General features: G+C 64.4%; 22 protein-coding genes. 19 read left to right on the plus strand and 3 right to left on the minus strand.

The window, feature by feature from the left end; all coding sequences use genetic code 11:
• The first annotated feature begins 15 nt into the window (after positions 1-15).
• On the plus strand, positions 16-1815 hold the full coding sequence (aspS, locus tag QMG25_RS08870; protein WP_283459383.1) for an aspartate--tRNA ligase: 1800 nt from the start codon (positions 16-18) through the stop codon (positions 1813-1815).
• A 355-nt stretch (positions 1816-2170) separates the two neighbouring features.
• Here the strand turns inward: aspS and QMG25_RS08875 are convergent, their stop codons facing one another.
• Positions 2171-3043 carry a GNAT family N-acetyltransferase gene (locus QMG25_RS08875; RefSeq protein WP_283459385.1) on the minus strand — a complete coding sequence of 291 codons (873 nt, stop codon included), beginning with the start codon at positions 3041-3043 and terminating at the stop codon, positions 2171-2173.
• Between the two features lie 284 nt (positions 3044-3327).
• Complete coding sequence (locus QMG25_RS08880) at positions 3328-3933, minus strand: Vms1/Ankzf1 family peptidyl-tRNA hydrolase (RefSeq protein WP_283459387.1); 606 nt, start codon at positions 3931-3933, stop codon at positions 3328-3330.
• A 155-nt stretch (positions 3934-4088) separates the two neighbouring features.
• On the opposite strand from QMG25_RS08880, the gene QMG25_RS08885 reads away from it, so the two are divergent.
• From QMG25_RS08885 to nusB, 14 genes are all read left to right on the plus strand, one after another.
• Positions 4089-5603 (plus strand): replication-associated recombination protein A, encoded by a 1515-nt coding sequence (locus tag QMG25_RS08885; protein WP_283459389.1) that lies wholly within the window; start codon positions 4089-4091, stop codon positions 5601-5603.
• 262 nt (positions 5604-5865) lie between these two features.
• Entirely contained in the window at positions 5866-6492 is a 627-nt protein-coding gene (rpsD, locus tag QMG25_RS08890; protein WP_283459391.1) for a 30S ribosomal protein S4, read from the plus strand.
• 253 nt (positions 6493-6745) lie between these two features.
• Positions 6746-7120: a DUF948 domain-containing protein gene (locus QMG25_RS08895; protein ID WP_283459393.1), complete on the plus strand. Its 375-nt coding sequence runs from the start codon at positions 6746-6748 to the stop codon at positions 7118-7120.
• Between the two features lie 36 nt (positions 7121-7156).
• Entirely contained in the window at positions 7157-7390 is a 234-nt protein-coding gene (locus tag QMG25_RS08900) for a hypothetical protein (protein ID WP_283459395.1), read from the plus strand.
• A gap of 53 nt (positions 7391-7443) precedes the next feature.
• Entirely contained in the window at positions 7444-10125 is a 2682-nt protein-coding gene (gene alaS / locus QMG25_RS08905) for an alanine--tRNA ligase (RefSeq protein ID WP_283459397.1), read from the plus strand.
• Positions 10126-10132: 7 nt separating this feature from the next.
• A complete protein-coding gene (ruvX, locus tag QMG25_RS08910) occupies positions 10133-10723 on the plus strand; it encodes a Holliday junction resolvase RuvX (protein ID WP_283459399.1) in 591 nt (196 codons plus the stop codon).
• A complete protein-coding gene (gene mltG / locus QMG25_RS08915; RefSeq protein WP_283459401.1) occupies positions 10720-11976 on the plus strand; it encodes an endolytic transglycosylase MltG in 1257 nt (418 codons plus the stop codon). The genes ruvX and mltG overlap by 4 nt, the downstream gene beginning before the upstream one ends.
• On the plus strand, positions 11977-12891 hold the full coding sequence (locus QMG25_RS08920; protein WP_283459403.1) for a shikimate dehydrogenase: 915 nt from the start codon (positions 11977-11979) through the stop codon (positions 12889-12891).
• Between the two features lie 5 nt (positions 12892-12896).
• Positions 12897-14096 carry a chorismate synthase gene (gene aroC / locus QMG25_RS08925; protein WP_283459406.1) on the plus strand — a complete coding sequence of 400 codons (1200 nt, stop codon included), beginning with the start codon at positions 12897-12899 and terminating at the stop codon, positions 14094-14096.
• Positions 14096-14674 carry a shikimate kinase gene (locus tag QMG25_RS08930; protein ID WP_283459407.1) on the plus strand — a complete coding sequence of 193 codons (579 nt, stop codon included), beginning with the start codon at positions 14096-14098 and terminating at the stop codon, positions 14672-14674. The genes aroC and QMG25_RS08930 overlap by 1 nt, the downstream gene beginning before the upstream one ends.
• 2 nt (positions 14675-14676) lie before the next feature.
• Positions 14677-15780, plus strand: a complete 1104-nt coding sequence (gene aroB / locus QMG25_RS08935) for a 3-dehydroquinate synthase (protein WP_283459678.1) — start codon at positions 14677-14679, stop codon at positions 15778-15780.
• 1 nt (position 15781) lies between these two features.
• Positions 15782-16282: a tetratricopeptide repeat protein gene (locus tag QMG25_RS08940; RefSeq protein WP_283459409.1), complete on the plus strand. Its 501-nt coding sequence runs from the start codon at positions 15782-15784 to the stop codon at positions 16280-16282.
• 62 nt (positions 16283-16344) lie between these two features.
• Positions 16345-16908, plus strand: a complete 564-nt coding sequence (gene efp, locus QMG25_RS08945; RefSeq protein WP_283459411.1) for an elongation factor P — start codon at positions 16345-16347, stop codon at positions 16906-16908.
• Entirely contained in the window at positions 16908-17354 is a 447-nt protein-coding gene (nusB, locus tag QMG25_RS08950; RefSeq protein WP_283459413.1) for a transcription antitermination factor NusB, read from the plus strand. The genes efp and nusB overlap by 1 nt, the downstream gene beginning before the upstream one ends.
• Before the next feature lie 318 nt (positions 17355-17672).
• Here the strand turns inward: nusB and QMG25_RS08955 are convergent, their stop codons facing one another.
• Positions 17673-19103, minus strand: coding sequence for a PrsW family intramembrane metalloprotease (locus QMG25_RS08955; RefSeq protein WP_283459415.1), 1431 nt, complete (start codon positions 19101-19103; stop codon positions 17673-17675).
• A 286-nt stretch (positions 19104-19389) separates the two neighbouring features.
• On the opposite strand from QMG25_RS08955, the gene pyrR reads away from it, so the two are divergent.
• From pyrR to QMG25_RS08975, 4 genes are read left to right on the plus strand one after another with little or no spacing between them, the layout of a single operon-like run.
• Positions 19390-20001, plus strand: coding sequence for a bifunctional pyr operon transcriptional regulator/uracil phosphoribosyltransferase PyrR (gene pyrR, locus QMG25_RS08960; RefSeq protein WP_283459416.1), 612 nt, complete (start codon positions 19390-19392; stop codon positions 19999-20001).
• Positions 19998-21041, plus strand: a complete 1044-nt coding sequence (locus QMG25_RS08965; protein ID WP_283459417.1) for an aspartate carbamoyltransferase catalytic subunit — start codon at positions 19998-20000, stop codon at positions 21039-21041. The genes pyrR and QMG25_RS08965 overlap by 4 nt, the downstream gene beginning before the upstream one ends.
• Positions 21038-22363: a dihydroorotase gene (locus QMG25_RS08970; RefSeq protein ID WP_283459418.1), complete on the plus strand. Its 1326-nt coding sequence runs from the start codon at positions 21038-21040 to the stop codon at positions 22361-22363. Before QMG25_RS08965 ends, QMG25_RS08970 begins: the two co-directional genes overlap by 4 nt.
• Positions 22363-22887, plus strand: coding sequence for a PH-like domain-containing protein (locus tag QMG25_RS08975; RefSeq protein WP_283459420.1), 525 nt, complete (start codon positions 22363-22365; stop codon positions 22885-22887). The genes QMG25_RS08970 and QMG25_RS08975 overlap by 1 nt, the downstream gene beginning before the upstream one ends.
• The last annotated feature ends 2 nt before the right edge of the window (positions 22888-22889 follow it).

Here is a 22889-nt window from a genome sequence, read left to right on the forward strand (position 1 = left end):
ATTGAAAGGAATGCTGTGCTGCGCACACATGACTTGGGCTCCCTGCGGGCTGAACATATTGGCCAAACCGTCACCCTCTCGGGGTGGGTTGCCCGCCGACGGGATCACGGCGGCGTTGCGTTCCTTGATCTGCGCGACGCCTCGGGCGTGGCACAGATCGTGGTGCGTGAAGAGGAAGTCTTCCACTCCCTGCGCAACGAGTTCGTGCTGCAGATCACCGGCACCGTCTCACGACGCCCCGAAGGCAACGAAAACCCTGGCCTCGCCACCGGTGAGATCGAAGTGATGGCCGATGACGTCGTCGTGCTTAACGAAGCTGCACCGCTGCCCTTCCAGATTGACGACCACGTGGAAGTTGGCGAGGAAGCCCGCCTGAAGCACCGCTACCTCGACCTGCGCCGCCCCGGCATGCAGCGGAACCTGCGCCTGCGCTCGGAGGCGAACCGCGTGGCCCGCGAGCTGCTGCACGAGCAGGGCTACATTGAAATTGAGACGCCGACGCTCACGCGTTCCACCCCCGAGGGTGCCCGCGACTTCGTGGTACCGGCACGCCTGGCCCCCGGCTCTTGGTACGCGCTGCCGCAGTCCCCGCAGCTGTTCAAGCAGCTGTTGCAGGTGGGTGGCTTTGAGAAGTACTACCAGATTGCCCGCTGCTACCGCGATGAAGACTTCCGTGCCGACCGGCAGCCCGAGTTCACGCAGTTGGACATCGAGGCGTCGTTCGTTGATCAGGACGACATCATCGCCCTGGGCGAGAAGGTTGTTTCAGCGCTGTGGAAGCTGATCGACGTTGAGATTCCGCTGCCGATCCAGCGCATGACCTACCGCGACGCCATGGCCCGCTACGGTTCGGACAAGCCCGATCTGCGCTTCGGTCTGGAGCTGACGGATTTGACCGAGTTCTTCAAGGACACCGAATTTGGCGTGTTCAAGGCACCCTATGTAGGCGCAGTCGTCATGCCGGGAGGTGCTTCGCAGCCCCGCCGCCAGCTCGATGCGTGGCAGGAATGGGCCAAGCAGCGCGGCGCCAAGGGCCTGGCCTATGTCCTGTTCAAGGAAGCGGGCGAGCTGACGGGGCCGGTGGCCAAGAACCTGACCGACACCGAGCGTGCCGGCCTGGCCGACGCGGTGGGCGCCAAGCCCGGGGACTGCATCTTCTTCGCAGCCGGGGAAGTTTCCCCCTCCCGCGCGCTCCTGGGCGCCGCCCGTGTGGAGATCGGCCACCGCACGGGCCTGATCAACCCGAGCGACTGGGCCTTTGTGTGGATTGTCGACGCTCCCATGTTCGAGCCCGCGTCCGACGCCGTTGCGTCCGGCGACGTGGCCGTTGGTGCAGGCAAGTGGACGGCCGTGCACCACGCGTTCACCTCGCCCAAGCCCGAGTTCATGGACACCTTCGACACCGACCCGGAATCCGCCCTTTCATACGCCTACGACATTGTTTGCAACGGCAACGAGATCGGCGGTGGCTCGATCCGTATCCACCAGCGCGATGTCCAGGAGCGTGTCTTTGAGCTCATGGGCCTGGACAAGGAAGCTGCGGAGACCAAGTTTGGGTTCCTGCTCGAGGGTTTCAAGTTCGGCGCCCCTCCGCATGGCGGAATCGCCATTGGCTGGGACCGTGCCGTGTCCTTGTTGGCCGGAGTGGATTCCATCCGCGACGTCATCGCGTTCCCGAAGTCCGGCGGCGGTTACGACCCGCTGACTCAGGCGCCGGCTCCCATCACGGCCCAGCAGCGCAAGGAAGCCGGCGTTGACTTCAAGCCCGAAACCAAGCCCAAGCCTGACGCCAAGCCCGAGGCTGGCGACAAGTAGCAGCCTCCTGCACTTGGCAGCCGCTGCCGGACGTAGTTCCGGGAGCGCAAAAGCGTGAAATGCCGGTCTTCCCGTGATGGGGAGGCCGGCATTCTGCTTTTGCACAGGTTGCGGGGCTCCCGGGCGCAAAAGTGGCCCGTCCCTGCAGCGAAACCGCGTCCGCCCCGCATGCCCGCGGCTGCCGCGTTCCTACTCGTGGGTCAAAACCGCGTCCGCCCCGCATGCCCGCGGATGAGCCGCCAAACAGCGGTTGGGCATCAGCGGTTTCGCGGTCCATGCGCGTGCATGCGGCCACGGCGCGGTCTCGGTGTGCGCGGCGGGGGCGGATATGCGGCCACGGCGCGGTCTCGGTGTGTCAAGCGTCGGGTTCCCGACGATAGTGGTAGCGTCCGGACTCAGAAAATCCGGAAGAACTGTAGAGTCCTTGCGCCGCAGCGTTGGCGGCTGCGACCAAAAGCCACGCGTGGCTGGCTCCGTGGTCGAAGGCACAGGCCATGAGGCGCTGGACGATGGCAGATGCAATGCCTTGGCGCCGGTGGTCCGGGTGCACAGCCATGCAGTAGATCCCGCCCCAGTCGCCGCTCAGACTCATCCGGCCCGTTCCCACCACTGCGCCAGTGTGGTCCACGGCTGAGACAAACACGGACGGCACACTTTGCACCAGTTCGCTGGCGATGGTCCGCCCCGCGGGGCTGGCCGTGCCTTCGATGGCGCACCAGAGGGCCAGCCATTGCGGCGTCGGAGCATCAGCGACTTCAAGGGTGATCTTCTCCGCCTGAGACCCAAGCTCCGGGCCAACTAAGCCGGTATTGCGAGGAGTGTGAGTGTTGTGAGCGCTGGCGGCTGGGGTGCTCGATGTCATGATGAGCGTCTCGGACTGGCAGGAGTACCCCTGTCCAGCCAGAAACCGGTCAAGCTCGATATTTTCCGGGCGGTGGGTCACTTGGAACAGCACTGGCTGGTGCCGTTCGGCGTACCATTTTTCGGTTTGCCGCAGGATCAGCTCGAATCGGTGATCTTGTGGCTGGGCTCTTTCCGTAGGCCGGAACTCCTGCGCCGAGGAGCCCCGGATTGCTTGCGCCCACACGGAGTTGGCCCGCCGTGTCACGGAGCCGGACGCGCGCAGCACCCAGCCATCCAACTCGACAACGTCGAGAGACGGCCAAACGGCATTCATGAGTGGTTCCAGAACGTCCAAGATTGCCGGATTGGTTGCTGTGTGGGTCATCGAACGATCCTAGCGGCGCTGGAAGCATGTTCTGTTACCGCAGCTGCGTTTTCCCGCCCTAGCGCGAAACCGACCCTGTCCCGCATGCCCGCGTCTGGCCCGCGAGCCAGTAGCTGCGCAACAGCGTGTTCGCGGACCAGACGCGGGCATGCGGCCACAACGCGGTCTCGAAATGCGGGCCAGACGCGGGCATGCAGCTGCGGCGCGGTTTCGGAGCGAGTTGCCAAGGGTCCGGCACATGAATGGACCCCCCGTCCACAACGGTGCTCGCCCGGCACGGGATATCAGCCGCTGGTGTCGGAAATCCTGATACGAATGGCGCAAAAATCGGCGGCAGCCTTGTGTAGCACGGCTGACGTGGGGTCGGCCACGGGCAGGGCAGCCAAACGTGGTCGTTTCGCGACGGCCCGCAGCGCCGGCGCGGCAAGGACGGCCTCCACCAGCGGCTTGTCCCCGCCGGTGGCAAGGTATTCAAAACTTTGGCCTGACAGGATCCGTGCCGCCTCCTGCGCAGCGCGCCCGGCAACCGCAACGCCTGGGTCGCCGCCACGGGAGCGGGCAGAGGTGGTGCCCGCCTTGTGCGCCAGCAAGGATCCGCCGGCCGCAACTCCCACGGCATAGCCTCCGCGGCGCACGAGCACGAGAGCCATCCGGCGTTCCTGGGATGCCAAGGAGACCAGGCGCTCCACCAAATCCGTTCCGCGGCCGGGCCGGCCGTCGTCGGGCCACGGCGGGCTCAGGAGGGCCGAAGAGCCGTCGCGCATAGTCAACAAAAGGCCTCCGTCGGTGTCTGCGGTGGCGGCCAAACCGTCATGAGCGTCGGCAAAACGTGCAATCCAGCCGTGCAACCGATCCGGGGTGAGAAGAGTGGTACGAGTTGAGTGCGTCACGCTGCAAGACTATCCGCCGCAGCCAGCTCGAACGGCCCCGCCGCCTCAGCCGCCGGCACCACTGGCGGCATGTGCCGCGTGCCGTCAACACCTGCAGCACCCGACTAGCAGCGCCGCGGTGCAGCGGTGTCGGAGGGTGGGGATAGCCTAGAGGGGTGAGCGACCTTTTTAGCAGCGTCTTTGACAATGACGACGACGCGGACGACGACGGCAGCATAGCCTTTGATAGTGACCAGGGCCAACAGTCCTCGCGTCCGCGCAGCCCCTTGGCCGTGCGCATGCGCCCACGCACGGTGGACGAGGTGGTGGGCCAGCAGCACCTGCTGGGTGCGGGATCGCCGCTGCAAATGCTGGCGGCCGGTGGCAGCGCCGGGGGAGCGGCCGGGCCCGCCTCCGTAATGCTCTGGGGCCCTCCGGGGACCGGGAAAACCACCCTCGCCCATGTGATTGCCCGCGGGCCGGGACGGAAGTTCGTGGAACTTTCCGCCATCACCGCCGGGGTCAAAGACGTGCGGCGGGTCATGGACCAGGCCCTCACCGACAGGGACCTGCACGGGCGCACCACCATCTTGTTCCTCGATGAAATCCACCGTTTCAACAAGGCGCAACAGGACGCGCTGCTGCCAGGTGTGGAAAACCGCTGGGTGGTGTTGATTGCCGCGACCACCGAGAATCCCTCGTTTTCCGTGGTGGCACCCCTGCTTTCCCGCTCGATCCTGCTGACGCTCAAACCGCTGACCAATTTGGATATCCAGGGCCTGTTGGAGCGTGCCGTCACCGACCAGCGCGGCCTTGACGGGCTGGTCACCGTCACCGACGAGGCCATGGACCATCTTGTTCGGCTCGCGGCCGGAGATGCCCGCCGCGGACTGACCACCCTCGAAGCCGCTGCCGGGGTTGCGCTGTCGGACGGCGGCCAGGCGGTCGGCGGTCAAGCGGGCCCTGGACCAGGGGAACCGGACATGGACGACGGCGATCGCGCAGCGGCCGTGGTTGACCTCGCTATTGCCGAGCGTGCCATTGACGCTGCCGCGGTGCGCTACGACAAGGCCGGAGACCAGCACTACGACATCATCAGCGCTTTCATCAAGTCGGTGCGCGGCTCCGACGTCGACGCGGCACTGCACTACCTTGCCCGCATGCTCGAGGCAGGGGAGGACCCACGCTTCATCAGCCGAAGGATCATGATTTCCGCCTCGGAGGATGTGGGCATGGCCGACCCCACGGCCTTGCAAACGGCTGTGGCGGCCGCTCAGGCAGTGGCGCTCATCGGCATGCCCGAGGCGCGGATCATCCTCGCCCAGGCGGTGGTCCATGTGGCCACGGCACCGAAGTCCAACGCCTCCTACAACGGCATCAATGCCGCCGTTGCCGATGTCAGGGCCGGACTGGGGTCCACGGTCCCGCCGCCCCTGCGTGACGCACACTACGCCGGTTCAGCCGGATTGGGCCACGGCAAGGGTTACATCTATTCGCACGATTCCCCGCATTCGATCGCCACCCAGCAATACCCGCCTGACGACCTGGTGGGCCGCAACTACTACGCCCCCACCGCCAACGGATTCGAACGCGACCTTGGTACGCGGGTGGACAGATTGCGTAGTCTGGTCCGCGGCAGCGGAGACGGCCCACCAGCCAATGCCACGGCAGCCAAGCCCAAAGGGAAATAGCTTCCCCCCGGTTGCGTGGCCCCAACTGTCATTCTGCGGACGTGGACAAATAGTTTCGGGCACGCATGTGGTGGTACAGTTGATGCCGCACTGGCAAGCCTTGGCTCCATGCGCAATATAAAGCTCAAACGACGCGTATTTCCGCGCCCTCTGACCATCTTTTTGTTCATGCCCAGGTGCTGTAGCGACGGGTGGCAATAGCCCCAACTCTCCACAATGGAGGCCAGGACACATACATGTTGCACATATTGGAAGGACACAAGTGGCTAACAACACACGTGCCCGCCGGCAGGCCCGCCTTTCGCGGTCCCTCGGCATTGCCCTGACTCCCAAGGCCGCCAAGTACCTGGAGCGCCGCCCGTACGGCCCCGGTGAGCATGGACGCGCCCGCAAGAAGCAGGACAGCGACTACGCAGTACGCTTGCGCGAAAAGCAGCGTTTGCGCGCCCAGTACGGCATCCGCGAAGCACAGATGACCCGTGCCTTCGAAGAAGCCAAGCACACCAAGGGCATGACCGGTGAAAACCTGGTTGAGATCCTTGAAAGCCGTTTGGACGCCCTGGTTCTGCGTGCAGGCTTCGCCCGCACCACCGCCCAGGCACGCCAGCTGGTTGTGCACCGCCACATCATGGTTGACGGCGCCCGCGTGGACCGCCCGTCCTTCCGCGTTGCCGAGGGTCAGCTGATCCACGTGCACACGCGCAGCCAGACCATGGTTCCGTTGCAGCTTGCAGCAGCCGGCGCCCACCGCGACGTGCTCCCCGCCGTCCCGGCCTACTTGGATGTGAAGCTGGAGAGCCTGCAGGCCCGCCTGGTTCGCAGGCCCAAGCGCTCCGAGGTCCCCGTGACCTGTGAAGAGCAGCTGGTTGTTGAATTCTACTCACGCTAAACATCCTTAGCGTGAAGTAGGGCTCGAACCACTCGCAGCCTGACAACACAAAACAGCCCGTGGCCTCCGCTGCGGGCTGTTTTGCAGTCAAAACACCCCAAACCCGGCCAGAACCAGCCAAGGCCGGCGGCTTTTTGGACTAAGGTGTTTTGGGAAGCAGTCCGTGCCGGCAGGACGCGGCTCAACGAGCCCGCCCGGCAGAGCACGACAAGCCCAAGAAGCCCAACAAGCAAGGAATAGAGGCGGCACGCACATGAGTGGTGGCGACATTGCAGGATTGATAGCGGCAGGGGTCTTTGCCGTCTTGGTGGCCTTGCTGGCCGTGCCCATTTTCAAACTCGGCAAGGTTTTCGATGAAATCCGGGTCACCATCAGGCAGGTCGGCGACGGCACGACCCCGCTGATCGATGAAGTTACAGCCACGGTGGCCACCACCAACACCCAGCTGGGCAAGGTGGACGGCATTTCCAACAATGTCTCCGATGCCACCGCCAATATTTCAGCGCTCTCCGCGTTGGTGGCCGCCACCATCGGTTCACCGTTGATCAAGGTTGCAGCGTTTAGCTACGGTGTCCGCCAAGCAGTGGCCAGCCGCAGCAAGCCCTCTCGCGGACGACGCAGCCGCTAAAGCACGCCACCCAAGGACCCCCAGGACAAGGTACCCATGAAAAAGATCTTTTGGCTCGGCGTTGGCATCACCATCGGCGTCGTGGCTGCCCGCAAGATTGCCGCCGCAAAAGGTGCGATAGGCCCCGAAGGACTCAACCGTGCCGTGGGGCGCGCCAGTGATGCCGTCCACGACTTTGCCTCCGCGCTGCGTGAAAACATGGATGAGCGTGAAAACGACCTGCGCGTGGCACTGGGCATCGACCAGGCACCCGACTTGGCACGCCACTAAAGCAAATTCAAGTATTTTTGCCCGCTAGAACAATTGAAGGAGCCACCAGGCTAATGAAATCCCATGACATTGCACGCCGCTGGGTAGAATTCTTTGCCAGCAAGGGACACACCCCCGTGCCGTCTGCCTCCCTGGTGTCCACGGATCCGTCGCTGCTGTTCACCGTGGCCGGCATGGTCCCCTTCATTCCCTACCTGACAGCCCGTGAAGTGCCCCCTTACAAGAGGGCCGTCAGCGTGCAAAAGTGCATCCGCACCGGCGACATCGACGAAGTGGGCAAGACGGTCCGCCACGGCACCTTCTTCCAAATGTGCGGCAACTTTTCCTTTGGCGACTACTTCAAGGAAACCGCCATTTCCTACGCTTGGGAACTGCTGACCACACCCCTGGCCGACGGGGGCTTCGGCCTGCCCGTCGACCGCCTCTGGGTCACTGTTTATGAAGAGGACGACGAAGCGCTGTCCATCTGGCGCGACACGGTGGGCATTGCCGAGGATCGCATCCAGCGCATTGGCAAGGAAGACAACTACTGGTCCACCGGCCAGCCCGGCCCGGCCGGGCCCTGCTCCGAGATATTCTACGATCGCGGCCCCCAGTACGGGATCGAGGGCGGGCCCGTTGCCGATGAAACCCGCTACATTGAGATCTGGAATCTCGTGTTCATGCAGTACCAGATTGACAACGTCACCTCCAAGGTGGATTTCGACGTTGTCGGCGAACTGCCCAACAAGAACATTGACACGGGCCTTGGCCTGGAACGCCTGGCCATGATCCTGCAGGGCGTGGAGAACATGTACGAGACGGACCAAATCCGTCCCGTGCTCGATGCTGCTGCCAAGCTTTCGGGGAAGACCTACACCTCCACTGAGGACCCGGCGGACCCGCATCACGTGGACGACGTGCGCATGCGTGTTGTCGCCGACCACATCCGTTCCTCGCTGATGCTGATTTCCGACGGCGTCACCCCCTCCAACGAGGGCCGCGGCTATGTGTTGCGCCGGCTCATCCGACGTGCCGTACGGGCCATGCGCCTGCTGGGCGTGGAAACCGCCGTCCTCCCGGATCTGCTGCCTGTCTCCCGCGACGCCATGAAGGGTGCCTACCCGATAGTGGAGAACGACTTTGCGCGTATTTCACGCATCGCCTGCGCCGAGGAACGTTCCTTCCTGCGCACCATTGCCAGCGGCACGGCACGCTTGGAAGAGGCTGTGAAGGAGTCCAAGGCTGCCAACACGAACCTCTCCGGCGCTGAAGCCTTTGCCCTGCACGACACGTACGGCTTCCCGATCGACCTGACCCTTGAAATGGCAGGCGAGGCAGGACTCGCCGTGGACGAAGTCGGTTTCCGCGCCTTGATGCTTGAGCAGCGCCAACGTGCGCAGAGGGACGCGAAGGCCAAGAAGAGCGGCCACGCGGACCTCAGCGTCTTTCACGAGCTGCTGGCACAGGGCGAAACAGTCTTCACCGGCTACACCGAGCTGGAAGGCCAAGGCCGAGTCCGCTCCATCCTTTCGCACGGCGCAGCGGTGGCCCATGCCTCCACCGGAGACGAAATTTCCCTCGTCCTTGACGAAACCCCCTTCTACGCGGAAGCGGGCGGCCAGGCAGCTGACACGGGCTTGATTACCGGCGACGGTTTTGTCGTGGAAGTTCTGGACGTCCAACGCCCCGTCAAGGGCCTGAGCGTGCACAAGGCCATCGTGCGCGAAGGTGAACTGCCGGCCGATGCCATGGTGCGTGCCGCCGTCGACCGTGAACGCCGCCACGCGGCAGAACAGGCGCACACTGGAACGCACATTGTGCACGCCGCCCTGCACCAGATCCTGGGCCCGGAGGCACTGCAGCGCGGCTCCTTCAACAAGGCCGGCTACCTGCGCTTTGACTTTGCCTGGGGCGAAGGCCTGAGCCCCGCGACGCGTTCGGAAGTTGAAGAGGTGGCCAACATTGCCATCCGCAACAATTTCCGCGTCGACACGAAAGTCATGGACCTGGACGCTGCCAAGGCGCTGGGCGCCATGGCCCTGTTTGGTGAAAATTACGGCTCCGAAGTGCGTGTGGTGGAGATCGACGGCGCCTGGTCGCGCGAGCTCTGCGGCGGCACCCACGTCGAGAGCACCTCAAACATCGGTTCGCTGACCCTGTTGGGCGAGCAGTCGGTGGGCTCGGGCAACCGCCGTGTTGAGGCGTTTGTGGGAATGGACGCGTTCCGCCACCTGGCCGCCGAGCGCGCCTTGCTGAGCGATTTGACGGACATGCTCAAGGTCCCGGCCCACCTCCTCCAGGAACGCGTGGCCGCCACTTTGGCAAAGCTGAAGACCGCCGAGAAGGAACTCGAACGCCTGCGCAAGGAATCCCTGGGCGCGGCGGCCGCAAACCTGGTGGGCACGGCCGTCGACGCCCGCGGCGTGCGCCTGATTGCGCACAACGCCGGGGATGTCAGCGGAGCGGACGACCTGCGCGCCTTGGCCCTTGACCTGCGCGACCGCCTGGGCTTGGCGCCGTCGGTCGTGGCGGTGGCCGGTGCCTCCAACGGCCGCCCCGTCATCCTCGTCGTCACCAATGAGGGAGCCCGTGCCGAAGGCATCAAGGCCGGAAACCTGGTGAAACTGGCTTCGGGCATTTTGGGCGGCGGTGGCGGCGGCAAGCCTGACATGGCCCAAGGCGGCGGCAGCGACGTCAACGCCATTGGTGCTGCACTGTCCGCCATTGCCGACGCCGTGGAACAACGGTCCTAGGAGCCTCGTGTCGGAAACAAACTACCCGCAGGGGGTCAAGCTGGGCGTGGACGTGGGTATGGTCCGCGTTGGCTTGGCCTCCTGCGACCCCGACGGCATTCTCGCCACCCCGGTGAAGACGTTGAGCCGGGATGCCAAGAAGAACAGCGACGTGAAGATCGTTGTCAAGGAGGCCGCCGCCCGCGGCGCCCGGCAGATCTTTGTCGGCCTGCCCCGCACACTCAAGGGGGAGGAAAAAGCGTCGGCGCAGATGGCACGCAGCTACGCCGACATCCTTGTTGCCTTGCTGCAGGACGCCCACCTGGACGTTCCCGTGCACCTCATCGACGAGCGACTGACCACCGTCAGCGCCCATCAAGCGCTGCACAATGCTGGCATGGACAGCCGTGAACACCGTAAAGTAGTAGATCAAGTGGCCGCTGTGGAGATTTTGCAGCATGCCCTTGACATGCAAAAGGCGCGCAAGGCCGACGTCGGCCGCCGTGTGCGCGCAGCCAAGACTGGCGTTGTGGGGACTGCCGGCTCATCTGAAAATGAAGAGGTTTCCACCATTTCCACGCCTGCCAGCGTGCCTGAAGAAACGACGACGGCACCATGAACGATCCTTTTCACGGCCCCGCAGCCGGTACCGGGGCGGAGTCCGAAGCCGAGCCCGGGCACGAATCCTCCACTGAATTCCTCGACCACCAGGAAGCTGTAGCGGAAGCGTCGGAAGCGTCGGAAGCCTCGGAAGCGTCGGAAGCCCAGGCGGCCCCGCTGCCTACGCGCCGCAGCACCCGAGTCTCGAAGCGAGTGCGCAAGCGCCGGCGCAGTCTTGCCTTTCTGGTCGTTGTTGTCCTCTTTGGGGCGGTCGTGTACTTCGCCGTGCAAAGCGTCAAGCCCATGCTCGGCGGATTTGCCGTCCCGGATTATCCAGGGCCCGGCACGGGTTCCGTGGAGATTGTTGTTCCCGAGGGCGCCACAGGACGCACGGTGGCGGCCGAGCTGAAGACCGAGGACGTCGTCGCCAGTGAACAAGCTTTCCTCGACGCCTTGACTGCCGCCGACGGCAGTGGTGCACTGCAGCCGGGCAGCTTCAGCATGAAGGAACAAATGAAGGCTGCCGACGCAGTGACCATCCTGTTGGCCAACAGCGACGACAAGGTCCACTACGCAGCCGTGGCGCAAAACTTGCGCATCAACGACACCCTGGCCGTCTTGGCCAAGAGCACGGGCCTGCCGGAAGCCGAGTTCCAGACACTGTCCGAACAACCCGAGCTTTTCGATCTGCCGAAGCAGGCCAAAACCCTTGAGGGCTACCTGGCCCCGGGGGAGTACCGTTTCCCGATCGAGCTGGACGCCAAGGGCGTTCTGGCCGAAATGGTGGCGGCCACAAAGAAGTCGCTCGTCGACACCGGCGTGACCGATCCGGACGAGCAATACAGGGTCCTGACGATTGCCAGCATCATTGAATTCGAAGGAAACGAAGCGAACTACGCCGAGATTTCCGGTGCCATCGAAAACCGCATCAACAACCCCAATGGTGAAACGGGCGGCCGGCTGGAATCCGATGCCACAGTGGCTTATGGGCTCGGCGTGAAGACGTACAACATCACGTCGGCGCAAAAGGCCGACAAGTCCAATCCGTACAACACTTTCGCCAAACCGGGGCTGCCGGTGGGTCCCATCGGTTCCCCTGGCAGCAAGGCCATTGAGGCGGCAGCCCACCCCGAGCCGAACCCCTACTACTTCTGGGTGACAGTGAATTTGAAAACCGGTGAAACACTGTATGCGACCACGTTCGCGCAGCACAAAGTCAATGTGGCGAAATATGTGGCTTGGTGCGGGGACAATCCGGGGAAGTGCAAATAATTGAAGGAACTGCTTCAGGGAGCGGTGTTGGGGCACCCCATTGGGCATTCCAAGTCACCGGCCCTGCACAACGCCGCCTACAAGGTCATTGGCGCCCACTTCAGCTACACGGCCCTTGACATTGAGGTCCCGGAACTTCCCGGCCTGTTGGAACGTGTGCGAGCCGAAGGCAATTGGTACGGCCTCTCGGTCACCATGCCGTTGAAAAACGCCGCCGTGGCCTTGCTGGACGAGCTGAGCCCCGTCGCATCCACCCTGGGTGCCGTGAACACCATCGTGTGCACGACCCCGCCCGACGGCGGCACTCACCTCCGCGGGGAAAACACCGATGTGCCGGGGATCGTGAACGCCTTGCGCTACGCCGGAGTTCGGGAACGCCCGCGCGCTGCCATTCTGGGCGGCGGCGGCACGGCCGTCTCCGCCATCGCCGCACTGGCCCATCTTCAGGCGAGCGAGGTGGTGGTCTTTGTGCGCAACCCCGCCAAGGCGGCAGACGTCCTGGACGTGGCGTCCAAGGTTGACGTTCGTGCCTCGCTTGAGCCCTTTGCAGGTGCCGCAGACGCCATGGCCGGCTTCGACGTCGTCATTTCCACGCTGCCGCCGCACGGTGCCGACGGGCTTGCAGCGACCTTGGACGGGCAAGGGGGGGAGCAACTGGACGGGGCACTGCTGCTCGATGTTGCCTACGACCCTTGGCCCAGTGCCTTGGCGGCGGCGTGGGAGAAGCGCGGCGGCACAGTGGTGGCAGGCATTGAAATGCTCTTGTACCAAGGTGTGGAACAAGTCAAGCTGTTTGCGCGGGCCGGAGGGTACGGCACGTTGGCAACAGACAAGCAAGGGGACGTCATCAATGTGATGTGCGACGCAATTGGCGTCGGCAGGCGGAAACCCCACGAACAGAACATGGCAGGATAGAGAGTATGTTGCGTTGGTTGACCGCCGGAGAATCACATGGCCCGGCACTCGTGGGAATTATTGAAGGCGTGCCCGCCGGTGTGGAGCTTACGAGCGCCCACATTCGGGACGCCCTGGCCCGCCGCCGCCTCGGCTATGGCCGCGGCGCGCGGATGAAATTTGAGCAGGACGTGGTGACCATCCTGGGCGGCGTGCGCCACGGCCTGACCCAGGGCGGTCCCGTCGCCATCCAGATTGCCAACTCCGAGTGGCCCAAGTGGGAACAAATCATGTCCGCGGACCCCGTGGACGAGTCCGAGCTGGCCAACCAGGCCCGCAACGCACCCTTGACACGGCCTCGCCCCGGACACGCAGACTTTACCGGCATGCAAAAGTACGCCTTTGACGAAGCGCGGCCCGTGCTTGAACGCGCCAGCGCCCGCGAAACCGCCACCCGGGTTGCCCTGGGCGTCGTGGCAGCGCAAATGCTGGCCGCCGTCGGCGTCGAGCTTGTCAGCCACACCGTGCAAATTGCGGGGGTCGCTTCCCCCGGGGACGCCGTGCTGCCCGTCTTCGCCGACGTGGCAGCCCTGGACGCCGATCCGCTGCGCTGCTTCGATGCGGCAACTTCGGCCGCCATGGTGGAAGAAGTAGACACCGCGCAAAAGCAGGGTGAAACACTGGGCGGCGTCGTTGAGGTATTGGCCTACAACCTGCCGCCCGGCTTGGGCAGCTACGTGCACTGGGACAGGCGCCTGGACTCGCGCCTGGCCGGGGCCCTCATGGGCATCCAAGCCATCAAGGGGGTGGAAGTCGGCGACGGCTTTGCCACCGCTGCACGTCGCGGTTCGGCAGCACACGATGAAATTGTCCGCGATGCCGACGGGCGCATCACCCGCACCTCCAACCGCGCAGGCGGCATTGAAGGCGGCATGAGCATTGGCGACGTAGTGCGCGTGCGGGCGGCGATGAAACCCATCGCCACGGTGCCGCGCGCCTTGAAGACCATTGACGTGGCCACCGGCGAAGCAGCCAAGGCACACCACCAGCGCTCGGATGTCTGTGCGGTTCCGGCTGCAGGCGTCGTGGCCGAGGCCATGACGGCCTTGGTGCTGGCAGAAGCACTCGTGGAAAAGTTCGGCGGGGACTCCATGACGGAAACCCGGCGGAACATGGAAAGCTACCTGGCGGCCATTCCTGCCAACCTGGATACGCAGGGGCACTGATGGGCGCGGGCAGGGATCCGGCCGGGGTGCCGGAGTTCACGCCCCGCCGGCCCATCGTCGTGATCGGGCCCATGGCTGTTGGCAAATCCGTCATCGGCGCCGAATTGGCCCGCGTGCTGGGCCTTGAATTCATTGACTCGGACCAGTTGATCGTGACCAAGCACGGCCCGGTGCCGAGGATCTTCGCAGCGAAGGGTGAGCACCACTTTCGCCAGCTGGAGGCCAAGGCCATTGCGGGGGTACTCGATTCGCCCAAGCCCAAGGCCGTGGTTTTGTCCCTTGGAGGGGGAGCGGTGCTGGATTCGGGCACGCAGCAGCTGCTGGCCAGGGCCACCGTAATTTTTTTGCGTGCCGAGATTGACACAGTGCGCGAACGCATCACCCGCAACACCGGGCGTCCGCTGCTGGCCGCGGATCCCGTGGGCACCTGGCAGCGCCTGGCCGCAGCCCGGGGACCGGTTTATGCACGGCTGGCCGACATCACCCTCGATGTGAGCCGCTCCAATGTGCCGCAGCTTGTTGGGCGGCTGATCGAACAGCTCGCAGAAGCTTCTAGGAAAGAGAATTTGCAACCGTGAACATCGAAAATACAGCAGCCGCCACCAACACGGTCATCAAGGTCACCGGCGCGTTGCCACAGGATAATTACGACGTCGTGGTGGGACGGGGGCTGTTGGCCCAGCTGCCGGCGCTGCTGGGTGAGCGGGTCAAAAAGGTACTTGTGATCCATCCCCGGGCGTTGCGCCTCACGGGGGACACCGTCAGGGATGAGCTCGAGGCCGCAGGCTTCACGGCCCTGACGGCGGAAATTCCCGACGCGGAAGAAGGCAAGCACATCCAAGTGGCCTCCTTCTGCTGGGAAGTGCTGGGCAAGAACGATTTCACCCGCTCCGACGCCATCGTCGCCGTGGGCGGGGGCGCCGTGACCGACGTCGGCGGATTCGTGGCAGCCACGTGGTTGCGCGGCGTCAAGGTGGTGCACATGCCCACGTCGCTGCTGGGCATGGTCGATGCCGCCGTGGGCGGCAAGACGGGCATCAACACCGCGGAAGGCAAGAACCTTGTGGGCGCGTTCCACCCGCCGGCGGGTGTTCTTGTGGATCTTGACACCCTTGACACGCTGCCCCCCAACGAATTGATCTCCGGCATGGCCGAAGTGGTCAAGTGCGGCTTTATCGCCGATCCCGTGATCCTTGACTTGATCGAGGCCAACCCCGACGCCGTGAAGGACCCGAAGTCGGCCGTCTTGCGGGAGTTGATTGAACGAGCCATTGACGTGAAGGCCAAGGCGGTTTCCGAGGATCTGTTGGATGTGGGTGTGCGTGAGACCCTGAACTACGGGCACACTTTGGGCCACGCCATCGAATTGACTGAACGCTATTCGTGGCGCCACGGTGCTGCCGTCTCGGTGGGCATGATGTTTGCCGCCGAACTGGCCCGCAGCGTGGGCCGGCTCAGCGACGCCGACGCCGATCGGCACCGAAGCATCCTGGACTCGCTGGGCTTGCCGTTGACCTACCGCCGCGACCGTTGGCAGGCCTTGCTTGACGGCATGCGCCGGGACAAGAAGGCACGCGGGGACTTGTTGCGATTCGTGGTCCTCGACGGCATTGGCCGTCCGAGCATCCTCGACGTGCCGGATACTTCGCTGCTCTTTGCCGCCTACCAGGAGATAGCTTCCTAGCATGGGATTGAAGGATTGGCCCTCGGCAGGTTTTCCGGGCACCGCGGTTAACCCGGATACATTGCTGGCCGAAGTGGTTGACGATGAAGCCTGCGACGAAGCGCTTGCACGCTCCGAGGACCCGGCGGACAAGATTTTTGTCCTCCTGGCCCGTGGGCTGACGGGCGAGGCCGCCGAGGCTGCCGCGAGGGCCCGCCTGACCGATCCCGAATCAGTCAGGCTGCAGGTCCTGGACGCGGAAGTGCTGCGGTCCTCACGGAACTTCGCCAGGGCCGAGGCCATCCTGCGGGGCCTGCTGCCCACCGTTGCCGGGACGCCCTTGGAACCCTGGGTGTTGCAACAAAAGGGCAAGGTGCTCTTTAGCAACGGCCAGTTTGAAGCAGCGGCCAAGAGCTTTGCCGCAGCGTTGGAATTGCGCGTGGCAGCCGGCCACGACGCATCGGCCATCTATTCGGCCACCGTGTCGCTGACGCGGGCGCTGGACCAGGCCGAACGCGAATAACCGCACCGTGCGGTAGTATGGTCAATGGATTTTTGATAACACTTATACGCTAAGAGGCTATTGTGGCAACCACTAACGACATTAAGAACGGCACCGTTCTCAAACTTGAAGGACAGCTCTGGAACGTCATTGAGTTTCAGCACGTCAAGCCAGGGAAGGGCGGCGCGTTTGTCCGCACCAAGATGCGCAACATCCTCTCCGGCAAGGTGGTCGACAAGACCTTCAACGCAGGCTTGAAGATTGAAACCGCAACAGTGGACCGCTCCGACTACCAGTACCTGTACCAGGACGGCGAAGACTTCGTGTTCATGGACAACGATAACTACGACCAGCTGACCGTCTCCGGCAAGACCGTTGGCGACGCCACCAACTTCATGCTGGAAAACCTCAACGTGACCATCGCGCTGCACGAAGGGTCGCCGCTCTACATTGAGCTGCCCCCGTCGGTTCAGCTGCGCATCACGTACACCGAGCCGGGCCTGCAGGGCGACCGCTCCTCCGCCGGCAACAAGCCCGCCACGGTGGAAACCGGCTACGAAATCCAGGTTCCGTTGTTCGTTGAGAACAACACCCTCGTCAAGGTTGACACCCGCGACGGCAGCTACTTGGGACGTGTCAGCGAGTAGTGGCAAGCAGTCAGACCAGCCCCACGGGCAAACCAAATTCGTCGCGCAGCAAGGCCCGCCGCCGCGCCTTGGACATTTTGTTCGAGGCCGAACAGCGTGAGGTCAGCGCCCTCTCGGCACTGACCGCCCGCCGCGAGAAAACCGACCAGGTCATCAACCCGTACACGGTTGACTTGGTCGAGGGCGTCACCACCATGGCCGAGGAGATCGACGAATTCCTGCAGACTTACTCCCAAGGGTGGACGCTGGAGCGCATGCCCGCCGTCGACCGCATCATTTTGCGCGTTGGCACGTGGGAATTGCTGTACAACGACGATGTCCCCGACGGTGTTGCCGTCAGCGAAGCCGTGGAATTGGCGAAGATCCTTTCAACGGACGAGTCCCCGCAGTTCATCAATGGACTGCTGGGCCGCCTCCAGCAGATCAAGCCGACGCTCTTGGCGTAGCTCGGCACAAGGGGCCCGCGGGGGCGGTCGAAAACACTTGCCTGCTCGTGTTTTGGACCGCCCCCGCGGGCCTTTTGGCGTTTAAGCCCGTCACTAGCCGGTGGCGGGCTTGTTTGCGTGCGGCTCCGAGCTGTTTGCGCCCTCCGCCGCCTGCGCAACGCTGTCACGACCGGGTCGGGCCCGCACCTTGGCCGCACGCCCGCGCCTACCCCGCGAAACCGCGTCCGGAGAACGGCGGTCTCGCGGGGTGGGCGCGGGTTCGAGGATGTGGATGCGGGGTAGGCGCGGGTTCGAGGATTTGGGGGACCCGATCGGGGCTTAGTGTGGGGGCTCGCGGTAGTTCTGCTGAACCTGCTGGCTGTGCTGCTGCGGCTGGAGCTGTGGGAACTGCTGGTGCTGCTGCGCCTGCCACACCGCAGCGGCGTGCCGGCCCAGCAGTTCGCTGCGCACGGTGGTGATTTTGGTCAGCAGCGATATTTCCAGTTCCTGCCCGGTAGCAAGGCGTCCGGCCGCACCGCCGCGTGAATCCACCAAGAGGCGCTGGCGGGTAAAGGCCAGCCTGGTGGCGAGCCGGATGAATTCCTTCATGCTCGGCGCTGCGGCAAAGGTTTTGGACCACGCCAATGCACGACGGCGCCCGCCTCCCGTGGCGAGCATCGGCACTTCCTGGGGGGTGAACCATCCGGACGGGACATACTCGGATAAGCGCATCCGGGTCAGCCTGGCTTCCGAGCGGCGCAGCAGGATGACCCCCACGACGAACACGATGAACAGCGGAACCTGGAGTACCACATAGGCGATGAAGAAGCTCCCGCCCAGGAATGAGGAACCGTTCCACAGCCCGTGCAGGACCATGGCCGGCACAAGGCCCACCACCCACGCGCCCAACACCATCCCGGTGCCGCCGTGGCGGGCTGCATAGCCCACGCAGACGCCGAGGGTGGCGGTGAACATGACGTGGGCGAAGGGAGACATGAGCCCGCGCAGGATGAATATTCCCACGAGTCCGCTCGGAGCCCCGTGTGCCTCCTGGAGGGCCTGGCCGAAGTAGAGGATGTTCTCGGTGAACGCAAAGCCGGCCGCAATGATGCCGGCATAGACCACGCCATCTATGGGTCCGTCAAAGGTCCGCCGGCGCAGGAAGAACAGCAGCAACACCCCTGCACCCTTGCAAAACTCCTCCACGAGCGGTGCCTGAATGACGGCTCCCACCATGTCGGCGTTCGCCGTGGTGCCGATCGTCAGCAGCGGCTGCACCCAGCTGCCCACCACGAGGGTCGTCATCACGGCCATGCCTGCACCCCAGCAAAACCCAAGGGCCAGGGCGGAGAAAGGTTCAGGCTCCCACCTGTCAATCCACACCAACGTCGCCACACAGATGGTCAACGGGATCAACGCCAAGGCACCGCAGATCAAAAACACGTTGGCACCAATGGAAATGGCAAAGAAGGCAAGGGTCACGAGGGTTACGAGAGCAAGTACGCACAGCAAGATGATGTTTGTCACCTTCACGCCCCTGCCGCGAACCTTTTTGCGTGCCGGAGCTGGGGCCGGGTGTGCCCAATACTCGTGCGCGTGGTTCAACGCCGTACCGGGTGCCGGCGCATGGCGGAGGGGCGCATGGCGGAGGGGCGCCTGGGCAAGATTCGCCTGGCCGGGATTCGCTTGGGCAAGGGGCGGTTGCGCATACACAGGCTGCTGTTGCGGGGCACCTGCAGGGGGCTGCGGCCAGTGGCCGGGCTCAGTCATGGCTTGAACAGTTCAGTCATGGCTTAAACACTAGGGCCACCGGGCACGGCCACCAAGGTGCCGCGCTCATCCAGCACTGCAAGCGCCCATCCAGCACCGCAATTGGGCATCAAGCACGGCAGGAACGCAGCCTGTGCTGTCCGACGAAGTTCCGGACATGCTCCGGCAGGCAGGGCTCCGGCAAGCCATGCTCCGGCAAGCAAGGCTCCGCCTGTGGTATTTTTTAGGGGTATGCAATCAACCTTTTAATTCCGTCCTGTGAGGCGGGGAAAGGGGACGCGAGAAAATGAGTAACTCCTCTGCAGCATCCGGGGAAGTTCAACCTGCCTCGGCGCCTGCCGTTGTGTCCCGTGTGGTTTTATCCGCCGCGGACATCGAACGGGCACTGACTCGTATCGCCTATGAGATTCTGGAAGCCAACAAAGGCTCGGAGAATCTGCTCCTTTTGGGCATCCCGCGACGCGGCTACCCCTTGGCCCAGCGACTGGCCGCCAAGTTGGCTGCCAGCGATCCCGCCGTGGATCCAGCCGCCATCGTCGGCCAACTTGATGTCACCATGTTCCGTGACGACTTGGCACAACATCCCACCCGGGCACCCCAGCCCACCCAGCTGCCGCCTTCCGGCATCGACGGGAAGACCATTGTTCTCGTCGATGACGTCCTGTATTCCGGACGCACCATCAGGGCCGCCCTCGACGCACTAGTTGATCTGGGCCGTCCCCGTGCCGTCCGGCTGGCAGTGCTCGTTGACCGCGGCCACCGTGAACTTCCCATCCGGGCAGACCACGTGGGCAAGAACCTGCCCACGTCCTCCAGTGAAAAGGTGCGTGTGCGCCTGTCCGAAATTGACGGCGGCGCAGCTGCCCGCGACGAAGTGGTCATTGAGGCAGGCGCATGAGGCATTTGTTGTCCACTGAACAACTCAGCCGCGAAAATGCCATCCAGATCCTTGACACCGCGCAGGAAATGTCCGCCGTGGGCGAGCGGGAAATCAAGAAACTGCCGGCCCTGCGCGGGCGCACGGTGGTGAACCTGTTCTTCGAGGACTCCACCCGCACACGCATCTCCTTTGAAGCCGCCGCCAAGCGACTCTCCGCCGACGTCATCAACTTCAGCGCCAAGGGATCCTCGGTGTCCAAGGGCGAATCGCTGAAAGACACCGCCCAGACTTTGGAAGCGATGAGCGCCGACGCCGTTGTCATCCGGCACTGGGCATCGGGGGCACCTGCCCGGCTGGCCAACTCCGGCTGGATCGACGCAGCGGTGATCAATGCGGGCGACGGCACGCACGCACACCCCACCCAGGCACTGCTGGATGCGTTCACGATGCGCGCCCACTGGGCCAAGCTCAGCGGCAACCCTTCCGTCGGTGCCGACCTGCAGGGCATGCGGGTGGTGATTGCCGGAGACGTGCTGCACTCCCGCGTGGTCCGCTGCAACGTGTGGCTGCTGCGCACCCTCGGCGCCCACGTCACGCTCGTGGCCCCGCCCACCCTGTTCCCTGTCGGCGTGGAGCACTGGCCGTGCGAGATCAGCTACGACCTTGACGCCACGCTGGATGCCGGGGTTGACGCCGTCATGATGCTCCGCGTCCAGGCGGAGCGCATGAACGCGTCCTTCTTCCCCTCCACCCGCGAGTACGCCCGCCGGTGGGGTTTCGACGACGCCCGGCTGGCCCGCCTTGACGCGCTGAACCTCAAGGACACCATCATCATGCACCCGGGGCCGATGAACCGCGGCCTGGAAATTTCCTCCGCCGCCGCCGATTCGCCCCGCTCCACCGTGCTGGCCCAGGTCCGCAACGGTGTTTCGGTGCGCATGGCCGCCCTCTACCTGCTGATGTCGGGTGAGCTGCGCACGGAGCAATCCGACGCCGCCGCCCAGCACCCAACGTCCCCGTCCTCCACCGACCTGCCTTCTGCAAAGGACCCCTCATGACTTCGACGAGTTACTTGATTCGTTCAGCCTCCCTTTTGGGAAGCACGACGGCGGACCTCCTGATCCGTGACGGCGTCATTGCCGCCGTGGGCGCGAACCTTGACGCCGCCACCGTGGACGGAGCAACAGTCATCGAAGCGGCCGGGTTTGTGGCCCTGCCCGGCCTGGTGGACCTCCACACCCACCTGCGCGAACCGGGCCGCGAAGACGCTGAAACTGTGGAAACCGGCACCCGCGCCGCCGCCCTGGGCGGCTTCACCTCCGTCCACGCCATGGCGAACAGCTCACCGGTGGCTGACACGGCAGGTGTGGTGGAGCAGGTCCACACGCTGGGCCGCGAGTCCGGCTGGGTTGATGTCCACCCCGTGGGTGCGGTCACGGTGGGCCTTGCCGGCAAGCAGCTGGCCGAGCTCGGTGCCATGGCCGACTCCCGAGCCCGCGTGCGCGTTTTTTCCGACGACGGCATCTGCGTCAGCGACCCGGTCATGATGCGCCGCGCCCTGGAATACGTCAAGGCGTTCGACGGCGTGATCGCCCAGCACGCGCAGGAGCCCCGGTTGACCGAGGGCGCGCAAATGAATGAGGGCCGCGTCTCGGCGGATCTGGGCCTGGCCGGCTGGCCCGCCGTGGCCGAGGAATCCATCATTGCCCGCGACGTGCTGCTGGCCCAGCACGTTGGCTCACGCTTGCATGTGTGCCACGTTTCCACGGCCGGATCCGTGGAGATCATCCGCTGGGCCAAGGAGCGCGGCATCTGCGTCACGGCCGAGGTCACTCCGCACCACCTGCTGCTGACCGAAGAGCTGGTGCGCAGCTACAACCCCGTGTACAAGGTCAACCCGCCGCTGCGGGCCGACTCCGACGTCCACGCCCTCCGCGCGGCACTGGCCGACGGCACCATCGACATTGTCGGCACCGACCACGCCCCGCACCCCAGCGAAGCCAAGGACTGCGAATGGGCTGCTGCCGCCATGGGCATGACAGGGCTGGAAACGGCGCTGTCGGTGGTGCAGGAGACCATGATCGAAACGGGGATGATGACGTGGGAGGACTTCGCCCGCGTCACCTCCACCGCGCCGGCCCAAATTGGCCGTGTCACGGACCAGGGCCGCCCGCTGGAAGTGGGGGAGCCGGCCAACATTGTGCTGGTGGACCCCGCTGCCCGCTGGAACGTGGACCCGGCCGCCATGGCCACGAAGGGCCGCAACTCTCCCTTCGCGGGACTTGTTCTGCCGGGCAAGGTGGTGGCCACGTTCTTCCACGGACACCCCACCGTGCTGGAGGGCAAGCTCAACACCCCCTACCGCCACGGAGCCAACTAGTGGATGAGCGCATCCTGCCGGGCCTGCTGACGCTGCTGCTCGTCGTCGTCATCTTTGCCATGATGTGGTGGGGATGGCGCAACAAGCTCAAGCGCCAAGAGACTGTCGCCGCGCTGCCGGAGACGCCGGCCGGGCTGGGGGAATCCGTCATCAGTGTCCCGGGACAATATGTTGTCACTACTTCCGCAGGGGACTGGCTGGACCGCATGGCTGTGAACGGGCTCGGCATCCGCACACCTGCCGTCGTGCACGTCCATGCCGCCGGCGTCGTGCTTGAACGCAAGGGGGCGCAGGACATCTTCATCGCCAAGGAAGCACTCGGCGAGGTTGGTGCCAGGTCGGGCATGGCCGGTAAATTCGTGGAAAAGGACGGCCTGGTGGTGATCGGCTGGCGTCTGGCGGACACTGCAGTGGACACCGGATTCCGCACCACCGAGGCAGCCGCTAAACGGCCCTTGATTGAAGCATTGCAGGCGTTGCTGCCTGAAGACAGCGATACAGAGCCCAACGGAAAGAACAATTGAGA

It is taken from the genome of Arthrobacter sp. H35-D1 (genome assembly GCF_030063185.1).
In the GTDB taxonomy this organism is placed as follows: Bacteria; Actinomycetota; Actinomycetes; order Actinomycetales; family Micrococcaceae; genus Specibacter.